29 protein-coding genes and 2 other annotated features are annotated in these 23,931 nt (G+C 35.9%); of the genes, 22 read left to right on the top strand and 7 right to left on the bottom strand.

Features of this window, described 5'->3' with window-relative positions; translation table 11 throughout:
- The first annotated feature begins 47 nt into the window (after positions 1 to 47).
- Both IGL17_RS02690 and IGL17_RS02695 read left to right on the top strand, forming a co-directional pair.
- Entirely contained in the window at positions 48 to 1,370 is a 1,323-nt protein-coding gene (locus IGL17_RS02690; RefSeq protein ID WP_438839731.1) for a hypothetical protein, read from the top strand.
- On the top strand, positions 1,336 to 2,274 hold the full coding sequence (locus tag IGL17_RS02695; protein ID WP_002376017.1) for a glycosyltransferase family 2 protein: 939 nt from the start codon (positions 1,336 to 1,338) through the stop codon (positions 2,272 to 2,274). The genes IGL17_RS02690 and IGL17_RS02695 overlap by 35 nt, the downstream gene beginning before the upstream one ends.
- Positions 2,275 to 3,049: 775 nt before the next feature.
- Here the strand turns inward: IGL17_RS02695 and IGL17_RS02700 are convergent.
- From IGL17_RS02700 to IGL17_RS02715, 4 genes are all read right to left on the bottom strand, one after another.
- The gene (locus IGL17_RS02700) at positions 3,050 to 3,493 is read right to left on the bottom strand and encodes a hypothetical protein (RefSeq protein WP_016618182.1); all 444 of its coding nucleotides are present in this window, start codon (positions 3,491 to 3,493) and stop codon (positions 3,050 to 3,052) included.
- Between the two features lie 175 nt (positions 3,494 to 3,668).
- Entirely contained in the window at positions 3,669 to 4,502 is an 834-nt protein-coding gene (locus IGL17_RS02705) for an amino acid ABC transporter substrate-binding protein (RefSeq protein WP_002355679.1), read from the bottom strand.
- 10 nt (positions 4,503 to 4,512) lie between these two features.
- A complete protein-coding gene (locus tag IGL17_RS02710; RefSeq protein WP_002355681.1) occupies positions 4,513 to 5,148 on the bottom strand; it encodes an amino acid ABC transporter ATP-binding protein in 636 nt (211 codons plus the stop codon).
- Positions 5,149 to 5,160: 12 nt separating this feature from the next.
- Positions 5,161 to 5,805, bottom strand: a complete 645-nt coding sequence (locus tag IGL17_RS02715; protein WP_002383057.1) for an amino acid ABC transporter permease — start codon at positions 5,803 to 5,805, stop codon at positions 5,161 to 5,163.
- Between the two features lie 53 nt (positions 5,806 to 5,858).
- Positions 5,859 to 6,101 (bottom strand) — a binding site (T-box leader).
- A gap of 154 nt (positions 6,102 to 6,255) precedes the next feature.
- Positions 6,256 to 6,488: a binding site (T-box leader), on the bottom strand.
- 146 nt (positions 6,489 to 6,634) lie between these two features.
- Here IGL17_RS02715 and IGL17_RS02720 point away from each other — a divergent pair.
- Positions 6,635 to 8,266, top strand: a complete 1,632-nt coding sequence (locus IGL17_RS02720) for a peptide ABC transporter substrate-binding protein (RefSeq protein WP_016616963.1) — start codon at positions 6,635 to 6,637, stop codon at positions 8,264 to 8,266.
- A 106-nt stretch (positions 8,267 to 8,372) separates the two neighbouring features.
- A complete protein-coding gene (locus IGL17_RS02725) occupies positions 8,373 to 8,621 on the top strand; it encodes a GlsB/YeaQ/YmgE family stress response membrane protein (protein ID WP_002355684.1) in 249 nt (82 codons plus the stop codon).
- 65 nt (positions 8,622 to 8,686) lie between these two features.
- On the opposite strand, the gene IGL17_RS02730 is transcribed toward IGL17_RS02725, so the two are convergent.
- Positions 8,687 to 9,010, bottom strand: coding sequence for a DUF960 domain-containing protein (locus IGL17_RS02730; RefSeq protein WP_002355697.1), 324 nt, complete (start codon positions 9,008 to 9,010; stop codon positions 8,687 to 8,689).
- A gap of 251 nt (positions 9,011 to 9,261) precedes the next feature.
- Complete coding sequence (locus IGL17_RS02735) at positions 9,262 to 9,870, bottom strand: 50S ribosomal protein L25/general stress protein Ctc (protein ID WP_002358773.1); 609 nt, start codon at positions 9,868 to 9,870, stop codon at positions 9,262 to 9,264.
- A 330-nt stretch (positions 9,871 to 10,200) separates the two neighbouring features.
- On the opposite strand from IGL17_RS02735, the gene IGL17_RS02740 reads away from it, so the two are divergent.
- The gene (locus IGL17_RS02740; RefSeq protein ID WP_002361308.1) at positions 10,201 to 10,983 is read left to right on the top strand and encodes a pseudouridine synthase; all 783 of its coding nucleotides are present in this window, start codon (positions 10,201 to 10,203) and stop codon (positions 10,981 to 10,983) included.
- Positions 10,980 to 11,660, top strand: a complete 681-nt coding sequence (locus IGL17_RS02745; protein WP_002355700.1) for a YjjG family noncanonical pyrimidine nucleotidase — start codon at positions 10,980 to 10,982, stop codon at positions 11,658 to 11,660. The genes IGL17_RS02740 and IGL17_RS02745 overlap by 4 nt, the downstream gene beginning before the upstream one ends.
- A gap of 176 nt (positions 11,661 to 11,836) precedes the next feature.
- Here IGL17_RS02745 and IGL17_RS02750 read toward each other — a convergent pair whose 3' ends face one another.
- Complete coding sequence (locus tag IGL17_RS02750; protein WP_016618180.1) at positions 11,837 to 12,292, bottom strand: GNAT family N-acetyltransferase; 456 nt, start codon at positions 12,290 to 12,292, stop codon at positions 11,837 to 11,839.
- A gap of 174 nt (positions 12,293 to 12,466) precedes the next feature.
- On the opposite strand from IGL17_RS02750, the gene udk reads away from it, so the two are divergent.
- The 16 genes from udk to IGL17_RS02830 all read left to right on the top strand — a co-directional run bounded on the left by udk (position 12,467) and on the right by IGL17_RS02830 (position 23,912).
- Entirely contained in the window at positions 12,467 to 13,096 is a 630-nt protein-coding gene (gene udk, locus IGL17_RS02755) for a uridine kinase (protein ID WP_002355702.1), read from the top strand.
- Positions 13,097 to 13,264: 168 nt separating this feature from the next.
- On the top strand, positions 13,265 to 13,606 hold the full coding sequence (locus tag IGL17_RS02760) for a type II toxin-antitoxin system PemK/MazF family toxin (protein ID WP_002355703.1): 342 nt from the start codon (positions 13,265 to 13,267) through the stop codon (positions 13,604 to 13,606).
- A 247-nt stretch (positions 13,607 to 13,853) separates the two neighbouring features.
- Complete coding sequence (locus tag IGL17_RS02765) at positions 13,854 to 14,183, top strand: DUF1310 family protein (RefSeq protein WP_016618179.1); 330 nt, start codon at positions 13,854 to 13,856, stop codon at positions 14,181 to 14,183.
- Positions 14,184 to 14,269: 86 nt separating this feature from the next.
- Positions 14,270 to 14,668, top strand: a complete 399-nt coding sequence (locus tag IGL17_RS02770) for a DUF1310 family protein (protein ID WP_078126872.1) — start codon at positions 14,270 to 14,272, stop codon at positions 14,666 to 14,668.
- Complete coding sequence (locus IGL17_RS02775; RefSeq protein WP_016618178.1) at positions 14,652 to 15,437, top strand: hypothetical protein; 786 nt, start codon at positions 14,652 to 14,654, stop codon at positions 15,435 to 15,437. The genes IGL17_RS02770 and IGL17_RS02775 overlap by 17 nt, the downstream gene beginning before the upstream one ends.
- A gap of 53 nt (positions 15,438 to 15,490) precedes the next feature.
- Positions 15,491 to 15,898 (top strand): hypothetical protein, encoded by a 408-nt coding sequence (locus IGL17_RS02780; protein WP_146098374.1) that lies wholly within the window; start codon positions 15,491 to 15,493, stop codon positions 15,896 to 15,898.
- A gap of 17 nt (positions 15,899 to 15,915) precedes the next feature.
- Positions 15,916 to 16,257 carry a hypothetical protein gene (locus IGL17_RS02785; protein WP_229206990.1) on the top strand — a complete coding sequence of 114 codons (342 nt, stop codon included), beginning with the start codon at positions 15,916 to 15,918 and terminating at the stop codon, positions 16,255 to 16,257.
- Between the two features lie 2 nt (positions 16,258 to 16,259).
- On the top strand, positions 16,260 to 16,508 hold the full coding sequence (locus IGL17_RS02790) for a hypothetical protein (RefSeq protein ID WP_002373479.1): 249 nt from the start codon (positions 16,260 to 16,262) through the stop codon (positions 16,506 to 16,508).
- A gap of 148 nt (positions 16,509 to 16,656) precedes the next feature.
- Positions 16,657 to 17,622 (top strand): Gfo/Idh/MocA family protein, encoded by a 966-nt coding sequence (locus IGL17_RS02795; RefSeq protein ID WP_025193399.1) that lies wholly within the window; start codon positions 16,657 to 16,659, stop codon positions 17,620 to 17,622.
- 369 nt (positions 17,623 to 17,991) lie between these two features.
- Complete coding sequence (locus tag IGL17_RS02800; protein ID WP_002388793.1) at positions 17,992 to 19,911, top strand: BglG family transcription antiterminator; 1,920 nt, start codon at positions 17,992 to 17,994, stop codon at positions 19,909 to 19,911.
- Positions 19,877 to 20,200, top strand: a complete 324-nt coding sequence (locus IGL17_RS02805; RefSeq protein ID WP_002386165.1) for a PRD domain-containing protein — start codon at positions 19,877 to 19,879, stop codon at positions 20,198 to 20,200. The genes IGL17_RS02800 and IGL17_RS02805 overlap by 35 nt, the downstream gene beginning before the upstream one ends.
- Positions 20,201 to 20,214: 14 nt before the next feature.
- Positions 20,215 to 20,571: a glycine-rich SFCGS family protein gene (locus tag IGL17_RS02810; protein ID WP_002355707.1), complete on the top strand. Its 357-nt coding sequence runs from the start codon at positions 20,215 to 20,217 to the stop codon at positions 20,569 to 20,571.
- A gap of 30 nt (positions 20,572 to 20,601) precedes the next feature.
- The gene (locus IGL17_RS02815) at positions 20,602 to 20,958 is read left to right on the top strand and encodes a DUF4312 family protein (protein WP_002355708.1); all 357 of its coding nucleotides are present in this window, start codon (positions 20,602 to 20,604) and stop codon (positions 20,956 to 20,958) included.
- 15 nt (positions 20,959 to 20,973) lie between these two features.
- Complete coding sequence (locus IGL17_RS02820; protein WP_438839732.1) at positions 20,974 to 21,753, top strand: DUF4311 domain-containing protein; 780 nt, start codon at positions 20,974 to 20,976, stop codon at positions 21,751 to 21,753.
- Positions 21,754 to 21,772: 19 nt separating this feature from the next.
- On the top strand, positions 21,773 to 22,468 hold the full coding sequence (locus IGL17_RS02825) for a DUF4310 family protein (RefSeq protein ID WP_002361314.1): 696 nt from the start codon (positions 21,773 to 21,775) through the stop codon (positions 22,466 to 22,468).
- 130 nt (positions 22,469 to 22,598) lie between these two features.
- Positions 22,599 to 23,912, top strand: coding sequence for a PTS sugar transporter subunit IIC (locus IGL17_RS02830; protein ID WP_016618174.1), 1,314 nt, complete (start codon positions 22,599 to 22,601; stop codon positions 23,910 to 23,912).
- The last annotated feature ends 19 nt before the right edge of the window (positions 23,913 to 23,931 follow it).

Below are 23,931 nucleotides of genomic sequence, written 5' to 3' on the forward strand. Positions count from 1 at the left end.
ATATGATATTTTTTTTGAAAAAACATCTGAAAAAAATAACATTTATATTGATTACCATTACAGTTGTTTTCCAAATAATTATTGTAGCAGTAACTACCGCCCCAATTGGTTGGGATGTTGGTAGTATTTTTAATGGGCTAAAAAACTTAGATGTAACCAATGAATCCATTAGCAATTATTTATCGATGTATCCTAATAATTCTTTTTTCTTTTTTTTAATGTTGGGAATTATTAATTTAGTAAATCACTTTTCTCCTAATATTGGTAATACATGGCTTTTTTGGCAGTTATTGAATATCGTTGTTTTAGATACGGGTATAGGTGTATTAACAGTAGCAGCTAATAGACTTTTTTCGAAAAGAGTTAGTTATCTAGTTTTATATCTATCTATGTTTAGTCTAACATTATCACCATGGTTATTAGTTCTTTATACTGATAGTCTTTCCTTTATGCTTGTTTCTTTAGTACTATTGGTTTATTCTTTTCTTGGAAAAAAGAATAAACATCATTTTATATGTATTCTTTTTTTAGGGATATTATGTGGAATTACCTTTTTGATTAAACCTTCTGCAATTATATTTTTAATTGCTTGGACAATAGTATTTATAGTAATTTTTGTTGCAAATTACAAAAAAAACAGGAAATATGTTAACATACTCAGTGTTTGTTTATTTGTTATAGGAATGGTAAGTTCAGTAACTACATTTACTATTTATAAAAATCAACAGACGGTTATTCAATATGATAAAGAAAAACAATTCCCTATGACACATTGGATGATGATGGGTTTAACTGGAAGTGGCGGTTATAACTCACAAGATGTATCAACCATGAGTAAGCTCAAAACAACTAAGGAAAGGAAAGAGTATGCAGGGAAGACAATAAAAAAAAGACTTCAAGATTATGGAGTAGGTGGTTATCTGAAATTTATTATCAAAAAGCATTTTAATAATACTGATCGTGGTGATTTTGGTTGGGGAAGCGATGGAACTCCTCAAAAACCAGAAAATAAATCTAAATCTAAATTTCAGAGTTTTTTCAGAGATTTTTACTATCAGCAAGGAAAAAGAACACGGACACTCCGTTTTTATATGCAAATTTTATGGATATTTACGTTATTTGGTATGTACTTAACAACGGTCTCCTTTGATAAAAAACAAATTTCATATAGAGAAATTATCATAAAGCTTACTATTATTGGAGCTATGATGTTTCTACTATTATTTGAAGGTGGTCGCTCACGCTATTTAATTCAATTTTTACCATTTTTCTATTTACTTTCAGCAATTGGATGGGAAAGTGTGTTAACAGCAACTAATAGGAGGAAAAAAGAAAATGTCAAAACTTTTTATAGTAGTACCATGTTATAATGAAGAGGAAGTACTACCTATTTCCAGCAAGGTATTGTTGGATTTTTTAAAACGAATGATTGCTAAGAATAAAGTAAGTACAGAAAGTTCCATTTTGTTTGTGGATGATGGTAGTAAAGATAAAACATGGGCTATTATTAAAAGACTATCTGAACAAGAAGAACATTTTAAAGGTCTTAAATTTAGTCGCAACTTTGGTCACCAAAATGCACTTTTAGCTGGTATGACGACAGCGGTTCAATTTGCAGATATGATTGTTACGATTGATGCAGATTTACAAGATGATGTCGAGGCAATTGAGGGAATGATTGATGCTTATCATGATGGAAACGATGTTGTTTATGGCGTTCGTAGTAACCGTGATACAGATACCGCGTTCAAAAGAAAAACTGCAGAAATGTTTTATTCATTTATGAATAAACTAGGTGTGAATACCGTACCAAACCATGCAGATTTTCGTTTGATGAGCAATCGGGCGACTAAGGTATTACTAACTTTTAAAGAAGAAAACTTATTTTTAAGAGGGATGGTTCCATTAGTTGGATTTCCTAGTACAAAAGTTTATTATTCAAGAAATATTCGAGTAGCTGGTGAGTCAAAATATCCGCTAAAAAAAATGCTTAATTTTGCTATGGAAGGCATTACTTCCTTTTCAATTGTACCAATAAAAATGGTTAGAAACATAGGGTTTATTACTTTATTAATTGGTATCTTTTATATGATTTATAGTTTGATACAACATTTTACAGGAAATGTTGAAGCTGGTTGGTCTTCTCTTATCATCAGTATCTGGTTTTTAGGGGGAATTCAATTAATCAGTCTGTCTATTGTGGGCGAATATATTGGTAAAATTTATTCCGAAGTTAAGGGGCGACCACGTTTTATTATTGAAGAAGAAGTCTAAATTAAAAAATAGAATTTTTTAGTAAAATACAAAATTGAGCTCGAATACCGGCTGGAGAAATCTAGTCGGTATTTTTATGAAATGAACCGTTTACAGTATTGAACACTGAACCGAAGTTTCGTTTTGCTTCGCTGATAATTAGAGGAAATCAATTTATTAATTTCTTTTGTCAAGAATCGCTTTTATATTCGAGTGTTTAGCAATATGGAAAGGACAAAACTTTATCATTAAACAAATCAAGAAAAGGATTCAGCTAGAGCATCATTCTTAATTAGGCTGTTCCGTTTTGATTATGTTTCGAATGCTTAAATTCAGGTGTATCCGTTGGCAGTTTTTGATTAGGAGTGGTTTACACATCATACAGCAGATTTTTTTGATTGTAAGATAATCAGGTAATCCTCTTTACTTCAACGCAACAACTAGACAAGGTTCAAGAGTAGTTAAATAATAGTGTTATAATATCTTGCTTGAATTTTGAAGAGTAATATTGGCAAGTTTTTTGATGAAGGACTTTAAAACCAAATTTTTCTACTATTTTGACTCATTTTTGTCCAGTGGAATATGAAGAGATATTAAATTGCTTTGTCCAGTGTTTGATAGCCTCTATTCTCCATTTTGATAAGCTTTTACTACTTTGTTTTTGAATGTATAATCATAATTTGCTAGTTTAAATACGCCTCCAAAGTTAGATTTTTGTTCTAATTTTGGAGGCGTATTACATTTTTTCACTTCTTTTTTGTATAGTAAAAGTTAATAAATAATGAAAATCTATTTTCTAAGTTTGTCGTTGTTGGTAATTGGTTAAGATCATACGTGAAAAGGGACCGACAATCAGCAATTGATAAGGAAGGGCAACAATAAAGTTCAGGCCCCAAGCTTGGAAATACGCACTTAGTGACAATGTCTGGCCTTCCATTAATAAGCCAAATAAAGACATACAAGTCACCATGCCGATAATCATGAGACTCGAAATGGTCAGAATAAGTAATAGCCGTTTTTCTTTATTAAAGGGTAAAGAAAAAGCGATTTTCTTAGCTAAGACACCAACGATGAAAACGTCTAAAATAAAAGCAACGATAAATCCAGGAAGCAAACCTTTTGATAAGACGTACAATGAAAATTCTCCATGCAATAATAAATTATAGGTGCTCATTCCGAAAACCATCAGAAAGCACATTAACGTAGTAAAAAGCATTCCTTCTTTTTTATTAGTAGGCATTTTTTTCTCCTTTCATTTATTGAGAGTAATGATTGTTCTAGGCAGAAAAGGACAAATTCTCTCGACTTTTACTAGTGTAGCAAAAATAAAAGTTCTTCATAAGTTAGAATTTGCTAAGAATTTGATTCAAATAAAAAGGTGTACTAAGTCAGCAGTACACCTTTTTATTCGTTATTTAGTTTATTTTTGTGTTATTTGTAACATCCTCTCCAAACCATTTTTGAGAAATTTTACTAAGGGTGCCATCTTTTCGTAACGTTTCAAAGGCAGTATTGATTTTTTGGACTAATTGATTGTCTGATTTGCGGACGCCCACAGCAAAATCTTCATTGTCATAGCCGACATGAGAAATAGTATAGTTTTTTAAATTATCTTCGTGGGAAAGATAGTAGTTGGCGTAGACGCGATCAATTAGGAGCCCATCAATTCGGCCAGATTTTAAATCTAAGAAAGCTTCATTAAAGCCGTCATATAAAATAGGTGTTTGGTCTTTAACAAATTTTTTCAAAACGTCAGGCTGACTTTCGAAGCCATCATAGCCAGAAGAGCCATTTTGAACCCCTAAAATTTTGCCTTGCATGTCGCTCGCTGTTGCAATGTTTTTTTCTTTTAAAGAAACAAGTACTTGGTCGTTCGTCATGTAAGGTTGTGTGAATTGAACTTTTTCGGCCCGCTCGCTCGTTTTAGTGTAGCCGTTCCAAATAAGATCAATGGTTTGATTTTGTAATTCTGTTTCTTTCATAGACCAATCAATCGGTTGGAAGTCAACGGAAATGCCATAAAGTTTAAAAACCGCTTTGGCTAAGTCGACATCAAAGCCGACAATTTTGCCTGATTTATCTTGAAAACCCATGGGCACAAAGGAGTCATCTAAGCCAATAATAATCCGTTTTTCTTCGTTAATCCGTGTCCATTGATCTTCGTTGCTTTTTCTTTTACCACAACCTGCAAATAGGAGTAAACTACAACAGATAACCAGCAAGGCTAAAGAATATTTCTTTTTCATCATAAACTCCTTTCTATTGGACGGGGGCAACCGTCAAAAGATTGTCTGCAATTTTTTCAGCGAAAGCCATATCGTGGGTCACGACAATCTGTGTCATGCCTTGTTTCCGTAAATCTAAAATAACTTCTTCCACTTGTTGGCGTAAAGCTGGATCTAGCGCGCTCGTTGGTTCATCGTACCCAAGAACTTTTGGCTTCATTGCTAAGGCACGAGCAAGTGCAACTCGTTGTTTTTGTCCACCAGAAAGTTGGTACGGATAGAGTTTTTCTTTACCAGCCAAGCCCAATTTTTCCAGTAATTCTAAAGCTTCTTGCTGACTTTTTGCTTTTTCTTCTTTTAGTACTAATGTAGGTGCTAAGGTAATATTTTCTAAAACTGATAAGTGAGGGAAAAGTTGGAAGTCCTGGAAAACGACCCCAACCACTTGATCGGCATTGTCCATTTCAGCAGGATTGAAAGGAACACCATCCAACAAAAGCTCGCCAGAATCAATGGTTTCTAAACCAGCCAAACAACGAAGTAAAGTGGTTTTTCCGCCGCCTGAAGGACCAACAATCGTTAAAATTTTACCCTCTGGAATTTCTAAATTTAAGTGATCAATAATGGTCCGGTTATCAAAATGTTTGGTTAAATTTTTAATAGTTAACATGGTAGAGTCCTCCTATTTATAATATTGATAGAATTTTTCAATTTTCTTAGAAGCAACAGTCAAAATTGCCGTAAAGAGTAAATAAATCACTCCCACTAAAGCTAATGGTACTAATGTAACATCGCGGCTCATCGCAATTTTACCAGCACGTAAAAGATCGCCTAAGCCAAGTACATAAATAAGAGAAGTATCCTTGACCAAATTGATAATTTCATTTCCTACGGAAGGCAGCACGATTTTAACAACTTGTGGCAAAATAATCCGGGTGACTGTTTGAAAGCGTGTTAAACGTAAAACCTTAGCAGCTTCATATTGACCTTGGGGAATTGCTTGAATCCCCCCGCGGAAAATTTCAGCAAAGTACGCAGCATAATTTAAAATAAATGCGAATAAGGCCGCATCATAACGTTCAAAGACAATACCAATTAATGGTAAGCCGTAAAAAACAAAAATTAATTGTAACAATAGCGGAGTGCCGCGCATTAACCAAATGTAGAGGTTAATTAAGTAACGTAAAGGTTTAAATGAACTTTGTAAAATAAAGGCAATGATAATCCCCAGTGGAATCGAGCCAAGGAGCGTAAAGAAAAAGACTTTCAGTGTCATGCCAGCTCCGCTAACTAAAGCAGGTAAAATTTCTAAAATATAATCCATCATTTTTTCCTCCAACAATTTTTATTAAAAAACAAAAAAACCTCTTGGCTGTGAGCCAAGAGGACGAATCGCATTCGTGGTGCCACCTCAATTTACTTATCTTTCACAAGATAAGCCTTATGTAGTTGCGTTGACAACTACTCTCTGTTAACGATAGAGTCACCGGTTTTTCTTACTAAAGGATTCAGAAAAACATCTTTTAGGTGTGAGTAAAGAAGAATCCATCTTTTTCTTTCAGCCAATGAAAAAGTCTCTGTAAAGGAAGAGCTAAATTACTATGTCCTAAGCCTTGATTGTAAGTATGAAATTGTTCGAACGGAACAGAAAACCTGTTGCTTTTCTAGCTTATCCCATTAAGCATATAGAAAAGAGGACAACAGACTTGAGCAGTTAAGGCACTCTCTCAGGTTGAAAAGCGCATCTAAAAAACAAAAAAGTCCTTTGGCTGACTAGCCAAAGGACGAATAATCAATTATCGTGGTTCCACCTTAGTTTATTCGTGTTTCGCAACACGAACCTTATGAAGTTCATAACTTCGCCTGTTAACGAGTGGTCCCGGACTTTCCTACTAAGGGTTCAAAAAGTCAACTCCCAGATGTGGTTCGCTGTTTCTTTACGTCTTTTTCCACCAACCAAAGACTCTCTTCACTAAAGGAAACAGTTACTCTTCTGTTCTCTGTTTTTCAATACTTTACCACCAGAAAAAATATCTGTCAACTCTTATTCTTAAAAAATATTTTTCTTTCAAAAAGTAAGTGCTGAAAAAAGACAAATGTATGGAAAATCATGTAAAATGTAGGTAAGTTGTTTGAACAGAAGGAGGAGTTTTGGTATGAAACAGAAAAAGTGGTTAATCGGACTTGTTGCACTGGGCTTGGTTTTAGCAGCATGTGGAAGTGGCGGTTCGAAAACAACCTCGAACGAACCAATTACACAGAAAATTAACGTCGCATCTGGTGGTGAACTCTCGACATTAGACAGCGCTCATTATACAGATGTCTATAGTTCCGATATGATTGGTCAAGTAGTTGAAGGCTTGTATCGACAAGATAAAAACGGAGATCCTGAGCTAGCTATGGCGAAAGCAGAGCCACAAGTTAGTGAAGACGGGTTAGTCTATACATTCAAGTTACGAGAAGCAAAATGGACAAACGGGGATCCAGTTAAAGCAGGGGATTTTGTAGTTGCGTTTAGAAACGTGGTCGATCCAGCGTATGGTTCAAGTAGCAGTAATCAAATGGATATTTTTAAAAATGGGCGTGCGGTGCGGGAAGGACAAGCCACGATGGAAGAATTTGGTGTCAAAGCAATCGATGACCAGACACTAGAACTAACATTGGAAAATCCAATTCCTTATTTAGCCCAAGTCTTAGTTGGAACACCTTTTATGCCTAAAAATGAAGCCTTTGCCAAAGAAAAAGGTACTGCCTATGGGACTTCTGCAGATAATTTTGTTGGCAATGGACCATTTGTAATTTCAGGTTGGGATGGCAATTCCGAAACTTGGAAATTGAAGAAGAATGATCATTATTGGGATAAAGAACACGTAAAATTGAATGAAATTGATGTTCAAGTAGTGAAAGAAATTGGCACAGGAGCCAATCTTTTTGATAATGGCGATTTAGATTACACTGTTTTAGCAGATACTTATGCACTTCAGTATAAAGAGTCAAAACAAGCGCATTTTGTGCCTAAAGCCATGGTGGGTTATTTAAGTCCCAATCATCGCCGTGAAATTACCGGCAACGAACATGTTCGAAAAGCTTTTTTACAAGCGATTGATAAAGAAACTTTTGCAAAAGAAATTTTAGGAGATGGCTCGACAGCTTTAAATGGTTTTGTACCAGCTAATTTTGCAAAAAATCCAGATACAGGTGAAGATTTCCGCAAAGAAAATGGTGATTTATTGCCATATAATATTAAAGAAGCCCAAGCTAACTGGAACAAAGCGAAAGAAGAGTTGGGCAAAGATAAAATTGAATTGGAACTAATCTCAGCGGACTCAGCGATTGCCAAGAAAACCATTGAATTTGTTCAAGGGCAATTGCAACAAAATTTACCAGGTTTAACAATCAAATTAAAATCATTGCCTTTGCAAAATCGTTTGGATTTACAAACAGCAGGTAATTACGATTTAGCCTTTGGAACATGGACACCTGACTATGCTGATCCCATTAATTTTTTAGAATTTTATGACTCAAAAAGTGGCTTAAATACTTCTGGTTATAACGATTCAGCGTATGATGCGGGTCTCCAAAAAGTTAGAAAAGATTACGCCAATGAACCTGAAAAACGCTGGAATGAATTACTAAGTTTAGAAAAAACATTAATTGAAAAAGATGCCGGCGTTTTACCACTATTCCAAGGAGCCATTGGTTACTTGAAATCAGATCGCTTACAAGGTTTGCAAGTATTTTCTTTTGGTCGCACAGTATCCTATCGTTTAGCTTATGTAGAAGAATAAATTGACTTCTGAAAAGTCCTATCTTTTGAAAAAGTCTGCTTTCTGTTTTATCCTTAAAGTAGGAAAATTAACTAAAAAAATCAACTATGAAAGGTAGGTTTTTCAAATGTTTAGCTTTCTATGGGCATTAATTGTCGGAGGAATTATTGGCGCAATTGCTGGCGCAATTTTAGGAAAAGATGTGCCAGGTGGCATTATTGGAAATATTATCGTGGGCTTTTTAGGAAGTTGGGTAGCATCACTCTTGTTGCCTTCTTTAGGACCAGTCATCGGCGGCTTTCCAATTATCTCAGCGTTGCTAGGAGCGATTATCTGTATCGCAATTTACTCTTTTATTGTAAACCGCAAGGCGTAAAATTTTAAAATTAAAAAATACCACCGAGTGTTTCATTCGGTGGTATTTTTGTTTGTTGAAATTATTTAAGATTCTAACATTTCTGCAGGTAATAAAATCGTTTCACGATGGCCATCATCAAAAGCAAAAATTCGCGACGGATATGCCGTAGAATAACTAAATGGTAAGTCGATGGCCATTTCTACTGAACTATTTTCTTGAGAAAAATGGACAGTCACTTTGCCATTATTGTTCAACAAATCAAAGTGAAGTAAGTCGTTTAAAGGGATAACCCCTTTTAGATTTAAGTCAATAATCAACCAAATACTATCAATTAAGCCACTAGGTAAGCTGGAAACAACACCTAATGAAGCATAGCGGCTACGGTCACTATCAAAACGTTCAAACATATGGATGACCTCCTTTTTGTTTACTTACTTTTAGTATACTGCAAATTTAAAAAAAAGAAATTGTTTCGTTTGAAAATATTGCGTAGATTAGCAAAAATTTAATATTCCTCTGTAGCTTCCTAGCTTTGCAGGTGTCATCATTTATGTGAAGAAATCAAGACATGCAGTAAAAAGAAAATGGGACGTACGTTGTTTCAACGTACATCCCATTTCTAAAACTTAAGAGAATCAGCTGAACAAAAGTGTACTCTTTATTCGGCTAATTCTGGTTCAGTCGTTTCAGCAGCTGTTCCTTCTTCTTCTTCAGGAGCAGTTTGTGCTTCAACAATAGCAACTAGTTGTTCTTCTGGATCAGTTAAAATTTCATAGTCTTTGTGTTCAGGTAAATCAGCGATTGTAAGAGCATCACCAATTTCTAAGTTTGTAATATCTACTTCAATTGATTCTGGCAATTTATCTGGTGTGGCTGCCACTAAAACAGTGTACAAGTTTTGAGCTAAGGTACCCCCAGCTTTCACACCTGCAGATTCACCAATTAATTGAACTTCTGCTTCGACTTCTGTTGTTTCTTTCATATTTACAGATAAGAATTCAACATGAAGCATTTGACCAGTAAAGGTATCTAATTGTGCTTTCGACATTAATGTGTTGATGTTTTTCCCATCAACTGTCATTTTAATAACGGTGTTAGCACCATGTTCGCGTAAAATTTTTGATAAGTCTTTTTCTTCAAAATAGATTGGTGTACTTTCAATTTGGTAACCGTAAACAATGGCAGGTACTTTCCCTTCGTGACGTAGCTGATTTCTTAGTGAACGTGGACGGATAGCTCTTTCTTTAACTTCTAATTGTACTGACATAACCTAATTCCTCCTTGAAATAATGAGTGATTTGGTTAAACTCAGAAACAAAACATAATGGAAAAAAGAAACTCTTTTTTCAGTTGTTCTTGTCTAGAAAAATGCTAACAATAATCAAAAAATCCCCACAAATATTGCCAGGCAACACTCATGGGAATGGTTCATTGTTATCGTTGTTCTCTCCCAGGTCATTACGCTGTTTTTGAGAAACCTTTATTTACTTTACTTATTAACCGTAACACTTATATTTTTATACGTCAAGGAATTACCTTTTTCCACTTTTCATCTTTAACGGATTCCACTATACTTATACCAGAATGGAGCTGAACAATGCGATTAGATAAATTACTAGAAGAACTTCAGTTTGGATCACGCAAAACGGTGAAACGATTAATCAAAGGCAAGCAGGTCACTGTGGATGGCATCGTGACTTTAAATGAAAGCCAAAATGTCGATGCGCAATTACAAATGATTAAAGTAAAAGGACAATTAATTTCGCATAAGACCCATGTGTACTATATGTTGAATAAGCCAAAAGGTGTGGTTAGCGCTGTCTCAGATGCATCTAAAAAAACAGTTATTGATTTGATTGCGCCACAAGACAGACGCCCTGGTCTTTATCCAGTGGGCAGACTCGATGGCGATACGGAAGGGTTACTTCTATTAACAGATAATGGACAATTAGGGTATCAATTAATTCGGCCAAATAAAGAAGTAGCGAAATGTTATGAAGTGAAAGTCAATGGTTTGGTCTCTGCAGAAGATTGTGCTAAATTTAAAGATGGGATTGTTTTGCAAGGAGGCATTCAATGTAAGCCAGCAAAAATAACTGTTCTTGCAGCGACTGAAACGGAGAGTCATGTTTTCCTGACTATTCAAGAAGGAAAATTTCACCAAGTGAAAAAAATGTTTTTATCTGTGGGGAAAAAAGTGACTGCTTTAAAACGTCAAACTATGGGGCCGTTGCGGCTAGATCCGCAATTACCTTTAGGTGCTTATCGTTCATTAACAAGAGAAGAGTTACAATTGCTATTGCCTTATTTTTTTATTGAAAAACAACAAACAAGCAAAGCGTTACCGAGTAATTTGAAAAGAGAAGAGGAACGGAAATGAAAACATTGCTTTTTGATGTTGATGATACATTGTTAGATTTTAAATTGGCTGAAAAGAAGGCGCTCCATGCCTTATTTGAAGAAGAAAATGTACCATTTACATCTGAAGTCGAGTCAACATACCACCGAATTAATCAAGGATTATGGCGTTCATTTGAAGAAGGAAAAATAACAAAAGATGTTCTCCTTGATACACGGTTTGGTTTATTGTTTGACGCGTTTAATCGAGAAGTTGATAGCGTTAAAATGGGAGAAAACTACCGAGAATATTTAAGTCAAGGACATGACTTGCTTGGCAATAGTCAACGTATCTTGGAAAAATTAGCACCCCATTATGATTTATATATTGTGACAAATGGAGTGGCAAAAACACAGTATCGTCGATTGGAAGATTCGAAATTAATGCCTTATTTTAAAGATATTTTTGTTTCAGAAGAAGTGGGTTATCAAAAACCAATGAAAGAGTATTTTGATTTTGTTTTTGAACGGATTCCTAATTTTAGTCGAGAAAAAACAATGATTATTGGCGATTCTTTGCATTCAGATATTCAAGGAGGCCAACAAGCGAAAATTCAAACTGTTTGGCTCAATCCGACCTCCGCTCCAGCAACACCAACCATTCAACCCAATTATACGATTCAACAGCTAGATGAGTTGTTACCAATTCTTGGGCATTAAAAAGAGCGTGGGACAAAAATCACTTTGGATTTTTGCTCCACGCTCAAAAACTGATAAACGGCGGGAACAGAACCAACTCCTTCGGAAATAAGCCGAAATTCTCCAAAAATTAAAGAGCAATTTTCGGAAATTTCTTCTTATTTCTCGGAGCTAAACGGTTCTGTCCCGACCTCTTTTTAACTTAAATGTAACCGTAAGCGAACCATATCCTTTAAAGGCAAGCCGTTTTCTATAATAGGCTCATCATAATGATGGATAAAAAAATCTGGTTCAATATGTGTCATTCGAAAACCGACTTTTTGGTAGAGATATAGCTGTTGAAAGCCTGTGCTCCCAGTCCCAATCTCCAAGTAATCATACTTTTCTTTTTTGGCAAAATCAATGGCAAAATGTAATAATTCTTGCCCGATGCCCCGCTCTCGGCTTTCTTCTGAGACAGCGATGTTTACGATTTCCAATGTCCGTGGGTGAGTCGGCAACAAGACTAAAATTCCTTGAAGTTCTTCAGTCTGATAGTCAAAGCAAATGCCGCGGGTAATATAATCTGCCACCATTTTTTTTGCTGGATCTGCCTCATAAAGAAGAGCGTAATGCGCCGTTGTAAGTGTTTCTTTTTTGACTTTTTTAATCATAGGTAGGATTCTCCTTTTATTGATAAGTATACTGTAATTGAAAGAAGTGTGGGCAGATTTTTCATAAGAAGATAAAAATCACATGAAAAGTCTTGGAAAAGGTCTGGCATTCTTCAGAGTTTTCATTATAATAGTAAAAGACAATGAAGTTTTTGAAAAGAAAGAGGTTTATACATGAAAGATAGTCAGCCAATTATCATTGGTGTTACTGGCGGATCAGGAAGCGGAAAAACCAGTGTTAGCCGTGCGATTTTTAATAATTTTCCCGATCATTCAATTATGATGTTAGAACAGGATTCTTATTATAAAGATCAGAGCCATTTGAGTTTTGAAGAACGTTTAAATACCAATTATGATCATCCTTTTGCGTTTGATACAGATTTATTGATTCAACATGTTGAACAACTGTTAAACTATCAAGCCATTGAAAAGCCAGTTTATGACTATGTTGCGCATACAAGAAGTACAGAAACGGTGATCCAAGAACCGAAAGAAGTAATTATTCTTGAAGGGATTTTAATTTTAGAAGATCGCCGCTTAAGGGATTTAATGGATATTAAAGTGTATGTGGATACAGATGATGACATCCGTATTATTCGTCGAATCAAGCGTGATATGGAAGAACGTGGCCGTACGTTGGATTCTGTGATTGAACAATATTTGACAGTCGTCAAGCCCATGTATCACCAATTTATTGAACCTACGAAACGTTATGCAGATATCATTGTGCCAGAAGGTGGCGAAAACCACGTCGCTATTGATTTAATTAATACAAAAGTGGATAGTATTTTAACAAAAATGTAATAGTTAGCTTAAATAGCCGTCTCTATATCAGAGTCGACTGTTTAAGCTTTTTTTGACTTTTAAAGGGTGGTTTTATCAAATATTTTAAGGGATAGCTAAAAAGTTGAAAATATTGCAAGAAACAATATGCTATAATTTTTTAAAGGAAAAGGAGGGAAGGGAATCTGAATGATAAAAAGAGGTGAGGTTTTTTATGCGAATCTCTCACCAGTTGTTGGTTCTGAACAAGGTGGGATTCGACCTGTCCTGATTATTCAAAATAACAAAGGTAACTTATTTAGTCCAACGTTGATTGTTGCACCGATTACCCGTAACGTAAGCAAGCGGCTGCAACCAACGCAAGTCCTCATCGAAATTCCCCATAACGAGTGCAGGACGCCATCACTTATTTTGTTAGAACAAATTCGAACATTGGATAAAGAACGAATGCTACACAAGGTTTGTCAGCTTTCTCGTGAAGAGATGGAACAGGTCAATCAAGCTTTAAAAGTTAGCGTTGGTATCCGTTAATTTACATATAAAGAAATCGTTTTGGGGAAACGGTTTCTTTTTTTTGAAATAGTTTCTAACTATTCGCTTTTCTCGTATAGTAAAAGAATTTCGTACATATCTAAATGATATTCAGATGATGGAAAATACTTTAATTTAGCAATCAAAGTATTTGAGGAGGGTAACCATTGACTAAAAAAAAGAAAACCATCATTCTAATTAGTTGTTTATTGCTCATTTTCATTTTAGGAATAGGAGGAAAAAATACATGGATAGTAAAAGATTTCATGAAGAAATGTTGGTGATTGTTAAAAGTGATGAAGCGAAAAAAGTGTTTGAAGAAGGACTGCGAAATTTGGATTCAAAAGCTTTAACTAGTGAAGGAATTATTAAGTCCTATGAAATTGATGAGGAGAGTGTGAAGCATAACCCAATGGGAGGGATTGATGGGACACTATATATAAATAAAGATAAAGAGTTATACATTTATTTTCATCTATTAAGAGAGAATAATCTTTCTTTTTCTAGTGAATATGTCATTTCAGGTAATTCACATAGGTTAGGGAAACAACTTAGAAAGGAAGATGGAAATGAGTAAATCATATTCTGGTGCATAGCGAGTAGAACAACGAGAATCTCTTTTTAGAAAAAGGAGGTGAACCATTGACTAAAAAAAAGAAAACCATGATTCTAATTAGTTGTTTATTGCTCATTTTTATTTTAGGAATAGGAGGAAAAAAATACATGGATAGTAAAAGATTTCATGAAGAAATGTTGACGATTGTTAAAAGTGATGAAGCGAAAAAAGTGATTGAAGAAGGACTGCGAAATTTAGATCCAGATGCTTTAACTAGTGAAGGAATTATTAAGTCCTATGAAATTGATGAGGAGAGTGTGAAGCATAACCCAATGGGAGGGATCGATGGTGTAATATTTATCAATTCGGATAAAAATTTAGATATATTATTTAATTTAGATAAAAATAAGGATAATGGATTTTCCAGCAAATATGTAATTTCAGGATATTCAAATGATTTGAAAGAGGAATTAAAAAAGGAGAGAGAGAATGACTTTTACAGGTAATGAAAGAGTTGAAATCGCAAAAAAAGAATATCAAAATTGGGGTTTAAAAAAAGTAGTAGTACTTGATAATGGAAAAACAATTGGTTATGTCTCCCAAGTAAACGATAAATCCACTGGTGAACAATCTTTTGTCATAACCGATCAATACGTTCCACCGACAGCATCTTTAAGCGAACGACAAGCGGTTACAGAAGTTACTGTTTTGTACCGAGGTTCAACAGCTCCTGATAAAGGGAATTTATTTGATTCGTCTAATCCGACGTATCAAGATGTTCGTTCAGATTGGTTGGAAAATGATATCCCTGCCGCGATGCAAATTATGAATGGCGGTGAAAGCGCAATTCCTCAATTAAAATCAGCCTCAATTACGTTACAAGAAACAATGAAAGCGTATCCGAATGCTTTAGTAGATATTTATGAACATTCGTTAGGTTCGATGAATGGTCAATATGCAGTTTCGGATTTGCCAGAAGTTTTTCATACACGTATTTCTGGTGTCTATATTTATCAAGGCCCTAACATTTATAGTATTTTAAATGAACAACAACAAACCACTGCTGATAAGTTAACGGATGCTGGGAAAATTTTTAATTTTATCGACACAAAAGATTTGATACCAATTGATTATTCTTCTTCAAAAAAACAAGTGGGAACCTTGATTGAGGTGGAATCAAAAAAGTTGATATGGTCACGCAACATATGTGGGGAGGCTATCAGTTCGATAAAGCGGGGAATATTATTTCTCGTTCTAAAGGAAATGCTCAGTTAGCACAACATGAGGCCAACAAAGAAATTGAGCGACTTACTACACTTCGTAAAAAAATGATACAAGTAAATGGTGGCTTATCTTCGGCACAAGAAATTTTTATTGATGCGATGCAAGCAAAAGCAATTACTACAGGCTATAAGCATATAATTCAGACAGAAATTGATGGCCTTACAAAATGGTTAAAAAAAGAGATAGAGAATGCCCATGAACTTTGGCAACATACAAAAGCAGATGCTCAGCGTTGGGGGCAGCATCTAAGCGAAACAGAAAAAATAACTGCACTCGCAGAAGGAAATGTGACCGAATTTTCAACTGTTCATCAGCCAGTGAATGAATATGAAACTATTTTAACAATGTTACGAAATATCCAAGCAGAATTAGATCAATTAGTGGCTCAAATTAAGGCAACGATTGATCAACAAGTTGCAACAGATAGCGAGTTAGCAAATTATTTTTCTTAACTATGGGAGGACTTAGGATGGAAAGAGAACTGGATAATCAATTTATGCTAAAAGAGGACCATTATTTTTCAGAAAAGAGACAATTAGAGAATCAGTTAGCACAAGTAATGGAGGAGAAAAGATTTTTTTTACGATATTTAGAGCAGCTCTCTCTCCAAGTGCAACGACCGGCACCTTATTATGATGTTGAGCCAAATCGACAAATCGTATATCGGCTATTAATGAATAGCCGAGAAGAAGCAGAGCAACGCGTCAAAAAAGAGCAAGTAGCGATTGATCATCAATTAGAAGAGATAAAACGAGTATTTTATCAAGAACGACAGCATTATGAAGAAATGAAAAGACGAGCGAGGAGATAGGGATGTTAGAAGAATTACAAAAATCATTAGAAAAACAACTTATTCGAAATTTTGTTGCTAGTCAAAGTCAGGCAACGACTCAAAATAGAAAAAAGATGACTCAACAAACGCTTCAACAAATAAAGAAAACAATAAACGGAGCAACGACTACGTATTCAACTGATTTAAGCAAAGCAGCACAAGGAAAATGGGTAACTGCAGCAAAACAAGCTACTGAGAAAGTGACAAAAAAATTAGATTGGCTTGCTTAAGTAAAGAAGTGAAAATAATCTCTAAAAATAGTGAAGTATGAAGGATTGTCTCCTAAAAGAAATTTATTTGATTACATAGCTCTTTAATTTTTCAATGAGATGCTTTATCTTTATAGAAGTATCAGAAAAAGAAAGAGGAGGCGATCATATGGATAAAATTCGTTATGGAATTATGAGTACTGCCCAAATTGTCCCAAGATTTGTAGCAGGGCTTCGAGAAAGCGCGCAAGCTGAAGTGCGCGGGATTGCATCAAGGCGTTTAGAGAATGCTCAAAAAATGGCTAAAGAATTAGCGATTCCGGTGGCTTATGGCAGTTATGAAGAGTTATGTAAGGATGAAACAATTGATATTATTTATATTCCCACCTACAATCAAGGACATTACTCAGCAGCTAAGCTTGCGTTATCACAAGGAAAACCCGTCCTACTGGAAAAACCATTTACATTAAATGCTGCTGAAGCAGAAGAACTCTTCGCAATCGCACAGGAGCAAGGGGTTTTTCTAATGGAAGCTCAGAAGTCTGTCTTTTTACCAATTACCCAAAAAGTAAAGGCGACGATTCAAGAAGGGGGATTGGGAGAAATTTTATGGGTTCAGTCAGTTACTGCCTATCCCAATGTGGATCATATTCCCTGGTTTTACTCGAGAGAAGCGGGTGGTGGAGCGCTTCATGGCTCAGGAAGTTATCCATTACAATACTTACAATACGTATTAGGGAAAGAAATTCAAGCGGTTACGGGAACCGCAACATATCAGCAAGGGGCGACGGATAGTCAATGTAATTTAGCTTTGAAATTTGCTGAAGGGACGTTGGGCAATATTTTTATTAATGTTGGTTTAAAGATACCTAGTGAAATGACCATCTGTGGGACAAAAGGGCAAATCGTTATTCCTAATTTCTGGAAAACAGATTGTGCTTATTATACAGATGCTCAAGGCAACACTGTCAAATGGTCTGAACAATTCACTAGTGAATTTACCTATGAAATCAATCATGTGAATCAATGTTTACAAGACAAAAAGTTAACTAGCCCCGTAATGACGAAAGAATTAACGATAGCAACCGTTAAAATTGTTGAAAGTTTTTATCAAGAATGGTTCGATAAAGAATAATTACCATCACTTGCTATCCAAACTATTCTGTGTTAAAGTGTGTTTTATGCGACGAGTTGACTCAATCAGATAGCTTCGGCTATTCCGTTTTGACGGCTAGTGATTGTCAAACACAACGACACCCGATAGTACGGCTATCAGTTACCGGATTTGTAACGTGTCGGACAGAATACTTTTGTGGAGAAGGTTTCTGTCTATTTATGCAAATAAATAGTGTGGTATCCCTTAGCAGTTACTACTGTTAAGGGATTTTTTTGTATGAAAAGAGAAGTGTTGCACTTTTATAAGTGCAACTTTTTTGTGTTGTGGAACAGATAAAATAACGCTATAGTTTTAAGTGTAAAGGGAAAAGAAAAGAGGTGACAAGGTATGACCGTGTTGTTGTCCAAAAGAGCGATAAATATTTTATTGATGCTTTTGGATTTGGAAGGGAGTATTACCACGCAAGAATTAGCTGAGAACTTTACTGTCAGCGTTCGAACAATTAAGTATGATTTAGAAGATATTCGTGCTTGGTTTGAACAGCACGATGAGACACTTTATTCAAAACGGAATAAGGGAATCTGGCTAGATTTACCTGACTCTAAACGCTTACTGTTAAAAAATGAAATTATCGATGTCGATCGATTTGAAACCTATCCTGATCAAAAAAGACGAGTCAATGTATTGATTTTTCAGCTATTGTCAGTCAAAGGTTACTTAACGGCACAGCAGCTAGCAGATGAATTATTAGTGAGTCGAAACACAATTGTCAGTGATTTGGAACAGGTCGAACGGTTGCTGCAAGCATATGATTTAACCTTAATTCGCCAAGCACGGCAAGGGTTTACAATCAGTGGTGAAGAAAGCAATGTACGCTTACTGATGGAATTTATCACTCAAAAAGAACTTACAGAATACGATATTTACCAAATTATGAACTATGTGACAAAGACAAAAGGGGCTGAAAAAATCCCTAAAATTAAATTTGGGTCAGGGACATTGTTTCAAGGTTGTTATCGTAGTGCATTGAAAAAAATGCGAAATTTAATTAATCCACTCGATCAAAATCAATTTGATTATGCCGAAATATTATCTATTACGTTGAGAGTGGCAATTGCCGCAGCACGTATGCAGATGGCACATACAATTGGGACTTACCGAGTATTATCGCAAAAAACACGCTTTGAACAACGGAACGAAGTACCACTTTTACTTTTACAAGAGGTGTTTGAACGTTATGACTTGCCTTTATTAGCGGATGAATATTTTTATATTTATAGTGATTTATTCGGAACCCATCAACGGCAAGATATGGTTCAATTAACAAAGCAAGTGATTGAAAGCGTTTCAAAAGAGCTGAATTATCCTTTTGTAAATGATCGCCAATTATTTACGAACTTGTTTGCACACCTGTCCTTACGTTTTACAAAGAAACATTTATTTATTAATGAATACAATCCGTTTTCTGAAGAAATCAAAGGAAAACACCCAGCGTTATTTTTAGCTATTCAAAGTGCTTGTAAACAATTAATTCAACGTTCTGTTTTGTTAGTCAACGATTCTTTCTGCGCATATATTGCGTTGCATTTTTTGGCAGCTCAGGAACGACAACAGCAGGAAGCTAAAGTTGTTAGGATTGTGTATGTTTGCTCGACGGGCTTAGGTGTGACCAGTTTAATTGAACAAAAAATTTTAGAGGAAGTACCAAACGTTGAACTCGCAGGATTTGCTTCTGTTTTAAATGCAACTGAAGTGATTCAAGCAGAAAAGCCCGATTTGGTATTGAGTATTTTCCCAATTGAAGAAATGACATACCCATTTATTAAAGTTAGTCCATTGTTGACGGACACAGACTTAAGTTTGATTCGGGAAGAGGTCGATAAAATTTTATTAGGGAAACGTCAAGGAAAAGGTACTGCTCGCTCCACGAAATCTGATGTAATTGAAAAAAATGAACGGATACAAAGCCAAGATTTATTAGTAAAAGCGTATATTATTTATGAAGAGTTAAAACGAATGTTTCAAACAAAGTTACTGAGCGAATATCAAGAAGCCTTTTTACTTCACGTTTTATTAATGACACATCGGATTACGTTTAATAAACAATACGAAGAGATTCCTTGTAATAGAGAAGTATCTCATGAACGGCAAGAAGAAATTCGGCAAATTGAATGTTTATTTGCTAAAAATGAGTTACCTGTCAATCATGCTGAAATTTCAGCATTACTTAATTATTTAGAACAACCAAAGGAGGAAGAGGATGGAACTAGCAATGGAAGCACAGGAGATCATTCGACAAAGTGCTGAACCAGAAAAGCTACAATCGATTATCAAACAAACCAGTGCGCGATTAGCAGAAGCACAAATTGAACCAACGGAATTACAGTGGACGATTTTGATTAACCATCTCAATGAGATGCTGAATCGTTCAAGAGAAGGAACGACATTAGCTGGTGTTGATCGGACGTTATTTACGGAACTAACACCAGAAACGTTGAAAATTGCACAAGAAACAACAGAAGCAATTGGTCAGTTATCAGAAGATGAATGGTATGTTTTAGCTGTTCATTTTGAAGTTGCTAAACAAAACAATTAATAGGAGGAAAAGTTATGATTACAGTAGTTATCGCAGATCGTTTAGGAAAAGGACAAAATGTTGCAAAAGGAGTGGAGCAAGCCGGTGGTCGCGCGGTTGTTGTTCCAGGAATGGGCGCTGATATGCGTTTAGGAGATGTGATGCAACAAGAAAAGGCTGATTTAGGCATTTCTTTCTGTGGCAGTGGTGGTGCAGGAGCGTTAACGGCTGCTACTAAATACGGGTATCCCGAAAGACATGGCATGCGATCAATCGAAGAAGGGGTAACAGCAATTAACGATGGGAAAACTGTTCTTGGATTTGGTTTTATGGATCAGGAAGAACTTGGTAAACGAGTAACTGAAGCATTTATTAAGAAACACGGAGCATAGAAAGTAGTAACTTAGAAAGGAGCGGTAATTATGGATGCCACAAAACGGTCAACACAAACCGTGATTGTTTCTGGAAAAGGTAATAAGAAGAATGAAGCTTTTGCAAGTGCGTTGAATGATGTTTCAAAAAAAGTATTAAAAGAAACAACAGAGGTCCTCATCCGGATTGAACCGAAAGAAGTAACTATTCGTCAGGCAAAAGAACAAGTTTATACAGAAAAATTTCTGTTCTTCTTCTTTCCTAGAAAGAGAGTGATTTATCATGTCGAACTAGCTGTAGAAGTGGAAATCCAAGCCATTGCAGTCGAAGAAGTTGATTTTTTAACGGAAACAATTAAAGAACCGAACGCAGTAGTAGTTCCGTTTCTTTCAAAAAGAGGCGTATAAAGGGAGGAAGAAGGAATGGAATTTGTAATCATTTTGCTGAAGTCATTGCTTATTGGTGGTTTACTAGGTTTTGCAGCTGGCGCAGGCGCTGCTCGGATGTTTCATGCACCACAAACGCAAGGGTTAGGGGCATTTAGAACATTAGGAGAAATGAACGCGGCACAAGGAGATCCAGCATCACACTTTTCTTTTGGTTTAGGTTTTTTCTTTAATGCTTGGGCTTCGGCCGTCGGAGCAGGTGCCTTTACACAAGATGTGACCCACCGGATTGTGCCTAACTGGGCTGCAGCAATTTTATTGGTAAAGGATAAAGATGTCACTAAAACGATGCATAATCCCAAAAAAATGGGGATTGTCGGGGCCTTTGTAGGAATGGCGACTGTGGCTTTCTTAAATAGTACAGCTGCAGCAATTCCAGAATCGCTACAAGTAACAGCAGTTGCGGTGTTGGTACCTGCAGCAACGATTTTAATCAATACTGTGATGCCCGTTTTATTCTGGCTAGCGGCTTTAGATGCAGGAAAACGGACGGGTTTTTGGGGAACGTTATTTGGCGGATTATTTCAATTAGTCATGGGCAATGCTGTCCCAGGAGTTGTATTAGGGATCTTAATCGGTAAAGGTGTCGATGATTTAGGGTGGACCCGAATGACACGCGGCATGCTTGGTGCCATTATCTTATTATTTATTTTAAGTGGCTTCTTCCGAGGGTTCGACTTAGAAATGATCGAAAGTTTCCGCTTGTCTATTCCTCAATGGTTAAATAATTTACACAATGTCTTCACCGTTAAATAGAAAAAAGGAGGTCTCATAGATGGAACAGCAAGAAAAAAATGAATGGGCACAACAAGAACAAGAAATTCAAGAAGGTTTAAAAGGCAAAAGTTTTTGGTATGCTGATTGGGGCTTTCCCATTTTAGTCGGGATTATGTCAGCGGCAATTTTTGCAGGAACACATATGTATGTAGTTTATGGTGTGGGCGCCTTTAATGAAGTTTCAATTGTTGCGATGCTAAAAGCTGGTTTAGATGGTGGTTCTTATGGCGCTGCCGCAGCATTTGGTGCAAGTTTCCTGTTTGCACGAATTTTAGAAGGTTCTTTAGTCGGAATTTTAGATTTAGGTGGCTCAATTTTAACGGGGATCGGGATTGGCGTACCTGCAATTTTCCTCAGCATGGGTATTAAAGCACCTGTAGAAAACTTTGGCTTAGCACTTTTAACAGGTGCGCTACTAGGGTTAGCAGTTGGTGGCGTAATTGTGTTGATTCGGAAATTTACTATCAATCAAGGAAATTCCACTTTTGGTGCGGATGTGATGATGGGGGCTGGTAATGCCTCAGGACGTTTCTTAGGCCCGTTAATTATTTTGAGTGCGGCGGGTGCTTCGATTCCTATTGGGATTGGTGCTACATTAGGAGCTTTAGGTTTTTACATTTGGAAAAAACCAATCGCTGGGGGCGCAATTTTAGGCGCAATGATTTTTGGTGCAATATTTCCGGTTTCTTTATAATAAGAAAAAGCCTTTTGATTTGCACTTTCTCTGTCACAAATAAGAATAAGCGTTTACATTATAATGTTACTATGTTATTATAAATGCGAAATAATTATTATTTTTATTAGTTGAACGGAGGAATTAACAAATGAATGGTTTTGTACAGTGGATGGAAGTTAAGTTAATGCCGATTGCGAATAAATTTGGTTCGCAACGCCATATGACAGCGATTAGAAAAGGATTAATTGCAACGATGCCTTTAACAATTGTGGGCTCATTCTTTACAATTTTTCAAAATATTCCAATTGAGGCATACACAAAATTGATTGAACCTTATCAAGCAATTTTAGATATTCCTTCCCGCTATACGATGGGGTTACTTGCACTTTATGCAACATTTGGGATTGCTTCATCATTGGCCAAAAGTTATAAGCTTGACTCTTTGACGTGCGGAATTTTAGCATTAATGGCCTTTTTAGTAACAGCGGCACCACCAACACGTGTCTTTGAAGATGTTGACAACGTCATTACAGCAGGGCGCTATATTAATTTAGCAAATTTAGGTTCAGCTTCTTTATTTGGTGCGATTGTAACAGCGCTGTTATCTGTTGAAATTTATCGCTTCTTTATTGAAAAAGATATTATGATTAAGATGCCAGATGGCGTACCGCCTGAAGTGTCAAATTCATTTATTGCGTTAATTCCAGGAGCAGTTATTCTTTTATTATTCTGGGTTATTCGCCACGTAATTGGTTTTGATTTGAATGGTTTCTTGAGTACGTTATTAATGCCACTTAAAGGTATCCTTGCTGGTAACAGTTTATTTGGCGGCTTACTAACAGTCTTCTTAATCTGTTTCTTCTGGGTTTTAGGGATTCATGGTCCAGCGATTATGGGCCCAGTTATTCGTCCTTTCTGGGATATGTCGATTGCAGAAAACCTTGAAGCTTTTACCAATGGCGCAAACGTTCATCAGTTACCTAATATTTTTACAGAACAGTTTTTACAATGGTTTATCTGGATTGGTGGCGCTGGAACTACGCTTTCTTTAGTTGTTTTAATGATGTTTTCTAAATCAACGTATCTGAAAAGTCTTGGCCGTTTATCGTTCTTACCAGGCTTGTTTAATATTAATGAACCAGTTATTTTCGGAACGCCGATCGTAATGAATCCTATTTTAGGTATTCCGTTTATCGTGGCACCGTTAATTACCACAACGTTATCTTATTTCTTAACAGTCGCTAATATAATTCCGATGATGGCTGCACGTTTAGCGTTTGCAATTCCAGCACCAATTGCTGCTTGGATGAGTACCAATTGGAGTTTCTCGGCCGCAGTATTAGTGATTGTTAACTTCTTAATTACAATGGCTATCTACTATCCATTTTTCAAAGTTTATGAAAGACAACAATTGGATAAAGAAGCAGAAGAATTAGCAGCTGAACAAGCAGCGAAAAATTAAAAAATGTTAGGGCGGGTGT

Source organism: Enterococcus sp. AZ088, from assembly GCF_051714845.1.
Classification (GTDB): domain Bacteria; phylum Bacillota; class Bacilli; order Lactobacillales; family Enterococcaceae; genus Enterococcus; species Enterococcus faecalis.

Excerpts from the sequence above, each read along its gene's own strand:
- IGL17_RS02695 (WP_002376017.1), top strand. The coding sequence starts at position 1,336 with ATGTCAAAACTTTTTATAGTAGTACCATGTTATAATGAAGAGGAAGTA.
- IGL17_RS02700 (WP_016618182.1), bottom strand. The coding sequence starts at position 3,493 with ATGCCTACTAATAAAAAAGAAGGAATGCTTTTTACTACGTTAATGTGC.
- IGL17_RS02705 (WP_002355679.1), bottom strand. The coding sequence starts at position 4,502 with ATGATGAAAAAGAAATATTCTTTAGCCTTGCTGGTTATCTGTTGTAGT.
- IGL17_RS02710 (WP_002355681.1), bottom strand. The coding sequence starts at position 5,148 with ATGTTAACTATTAAAAATTTAACCAAACATTTTGATAACCGGACCATT.
- IGL17_RS02715 (WP_002383057.1), bottom strand. The coding sequence starts at position 5,805 with ATGATGGATTATATTTTAGAAATTTTACCTGCTTTAGTTAGCGGAGCT.
- IGL17_RS02720 (WP_016616963.1), top strand. The coding sequence starts at position 6,635 with ATGAAACAGAAAAAGTGGTTAATCGGACTTGTTGCACTGGGCTTGGTT.
- IGL17_RS02725 (WP_002355684.1), top strand. The coding sequence starts at position 8,373 with ATGTTTAGCTTTCTATGGGCATTAATTGTCGGAGGAATTATTGGCGCA.
- IGL17_RS02730 (WP_002355697.1), bottom strand. The coding sequence starts at position 9,010 with ATGTTTGAACGTTTTGATAGTGACCGTAGCCGCTATGCTTCATTAGGT.
- IGL17_RS02735 (WP_002358773.1), bottom strand. The coding sequence starts at position 9,870 with ATGTCAGTACAATTAGAAGTTAAAGAAAGAGCTATCCGTCCACGTTCA.
- IGL17_RS02740 (WP_002361308.1), top strand. The coding sequence starts at position 10,201 with ATGCGATTAGATAAATTACTAGAAGAACTTCAGTTTGGATCACGCAAA.
- IGL17_RS02745 (WP_002355700.1), top strand. The coding sequence starts at position 10,980 with ATGAAAACATTGCTTTTTGATGTTGATGATACATTGTTAGATTTTAAA.
- IGL17_RS02750 (WP_016618180.1), bottom strand. The coding sequence starts at position 12,292 with ATGATTAAAAAAGTCAAAAAAGAAACACTTACAACGGCGCATTACGCT.
- udk (WP_002355702.1), top strand. The coding sequence starts at position 12,467 with ATGAAAGATAGTCAGCCAATTATCATTGGTGTTACTGGCGGATCAGGA.
- IGL17_RS02760 (WP_002355703.1), top strand. The coding sequence starts at position 13,265 with ATGATAAAAAGAGGTGAGGTTTTTTATGCGAATCTCTCACCAGTTGTT.
- IGL17_RS02765 (WP_016618179.1), top strand. The coding sequence starts at position 13,854 with ATGGATAGTAAAAGATTTCATGAAGAAATGTTGGTGATTGTTAAAAGT.
- IGL17_RS02770 (WP_078126872.1), top strand. The coding sequence starts at position 14,270 with ATGATTCTAATTAGTTGTTTATTGCTCATTTTTATTTTAGGAATAGGA.
- IGL17_RS02775 (WP_016618178.1), top strand. The coding sequence starts at position 14,652 with ATGACTTTTACAGGTAATGAAAGAGTTGAAATCGCAAAAAAAGAATAT.
- IGL17_RS02780 (WP_146098374.1), top strand. The coding sequence starts at position 15,491 with ATGATACAAGTAAATGGTGGCTTATCTTCGGCACAAGAAATTTTTATT.
- IGL17_RS02785 (WP_229206990.1), top strand. The coding sequence starts at position 15,916 with ATGGAAAGAGAACTGGATAATCAATTTATGCTAAAAGAGGACCATTAT.
- IGL17_RS02790 (WP_002373479.1), top strand. The coding sequence starts at position 16,260 with ATGTTAGAAGAATTACAAAAATCATTAGAAAAACAACTTATTCGAAAT.
- IGL17_RS02795 (WP_025193399.1), top strand. The coding sequence starts at position 16,657 with ATGGATAAAATTCGTTATGGAATTATGAGTACTGCCCAAATTGTCCCA.
- IGL17_RS02800 (WP_002388793.1), top strand. The coding sequence starts at position 17,992 with ATGACCGTGTTGTTGTCCAAAAGAGCGATAAATATTTTATTGATGCTT.
- IGL17_RS02805 (WP_002386165.1), top strand. The coding sequence starts at position 19,877 with ATGGAAGCACAGGAGATCATTCGACAAAGTGCTGAACCAGAAAAGCTA.
- IGL17_RS02810 (WP_002355707.1), top strand. The coding sequence starts at position 20,215 with ATGATTACAGTAGTTATCGCAGATCGTTTAGGAAAAGGACAAAATGTT.
- IGL17_RS02815 (WP_002355708.1), top strand. The coding sequence starts at position 20,602 with ATGGATGCCACAAAACGGTCAACACAAACCGTGATTGTTTCTGGAAAA.
- IGL17_RS02820 (WP_438839732.1), top strand. The coding sequence starts at position 20,974 with ATGGAATTTGTAATCATTTTGCTGAAGTCATTGCTTATTGGTGGTTTA.
- IGL17_RS02825 (WP_002361314.1), top strand. The coding sequence starts at position 21,773 with ATGGAACAGCAAGAAAAAAATGAATGGGCACAACAAGAACAAGAAATT.
- IGL17_RS02830 (WP_016618174.1), top strand. The coding sequence starts at position 22,599 with ATGAATGGTTTTGTACAGTGGATGGAAGTTAAGTTAATGCCGATTGCG.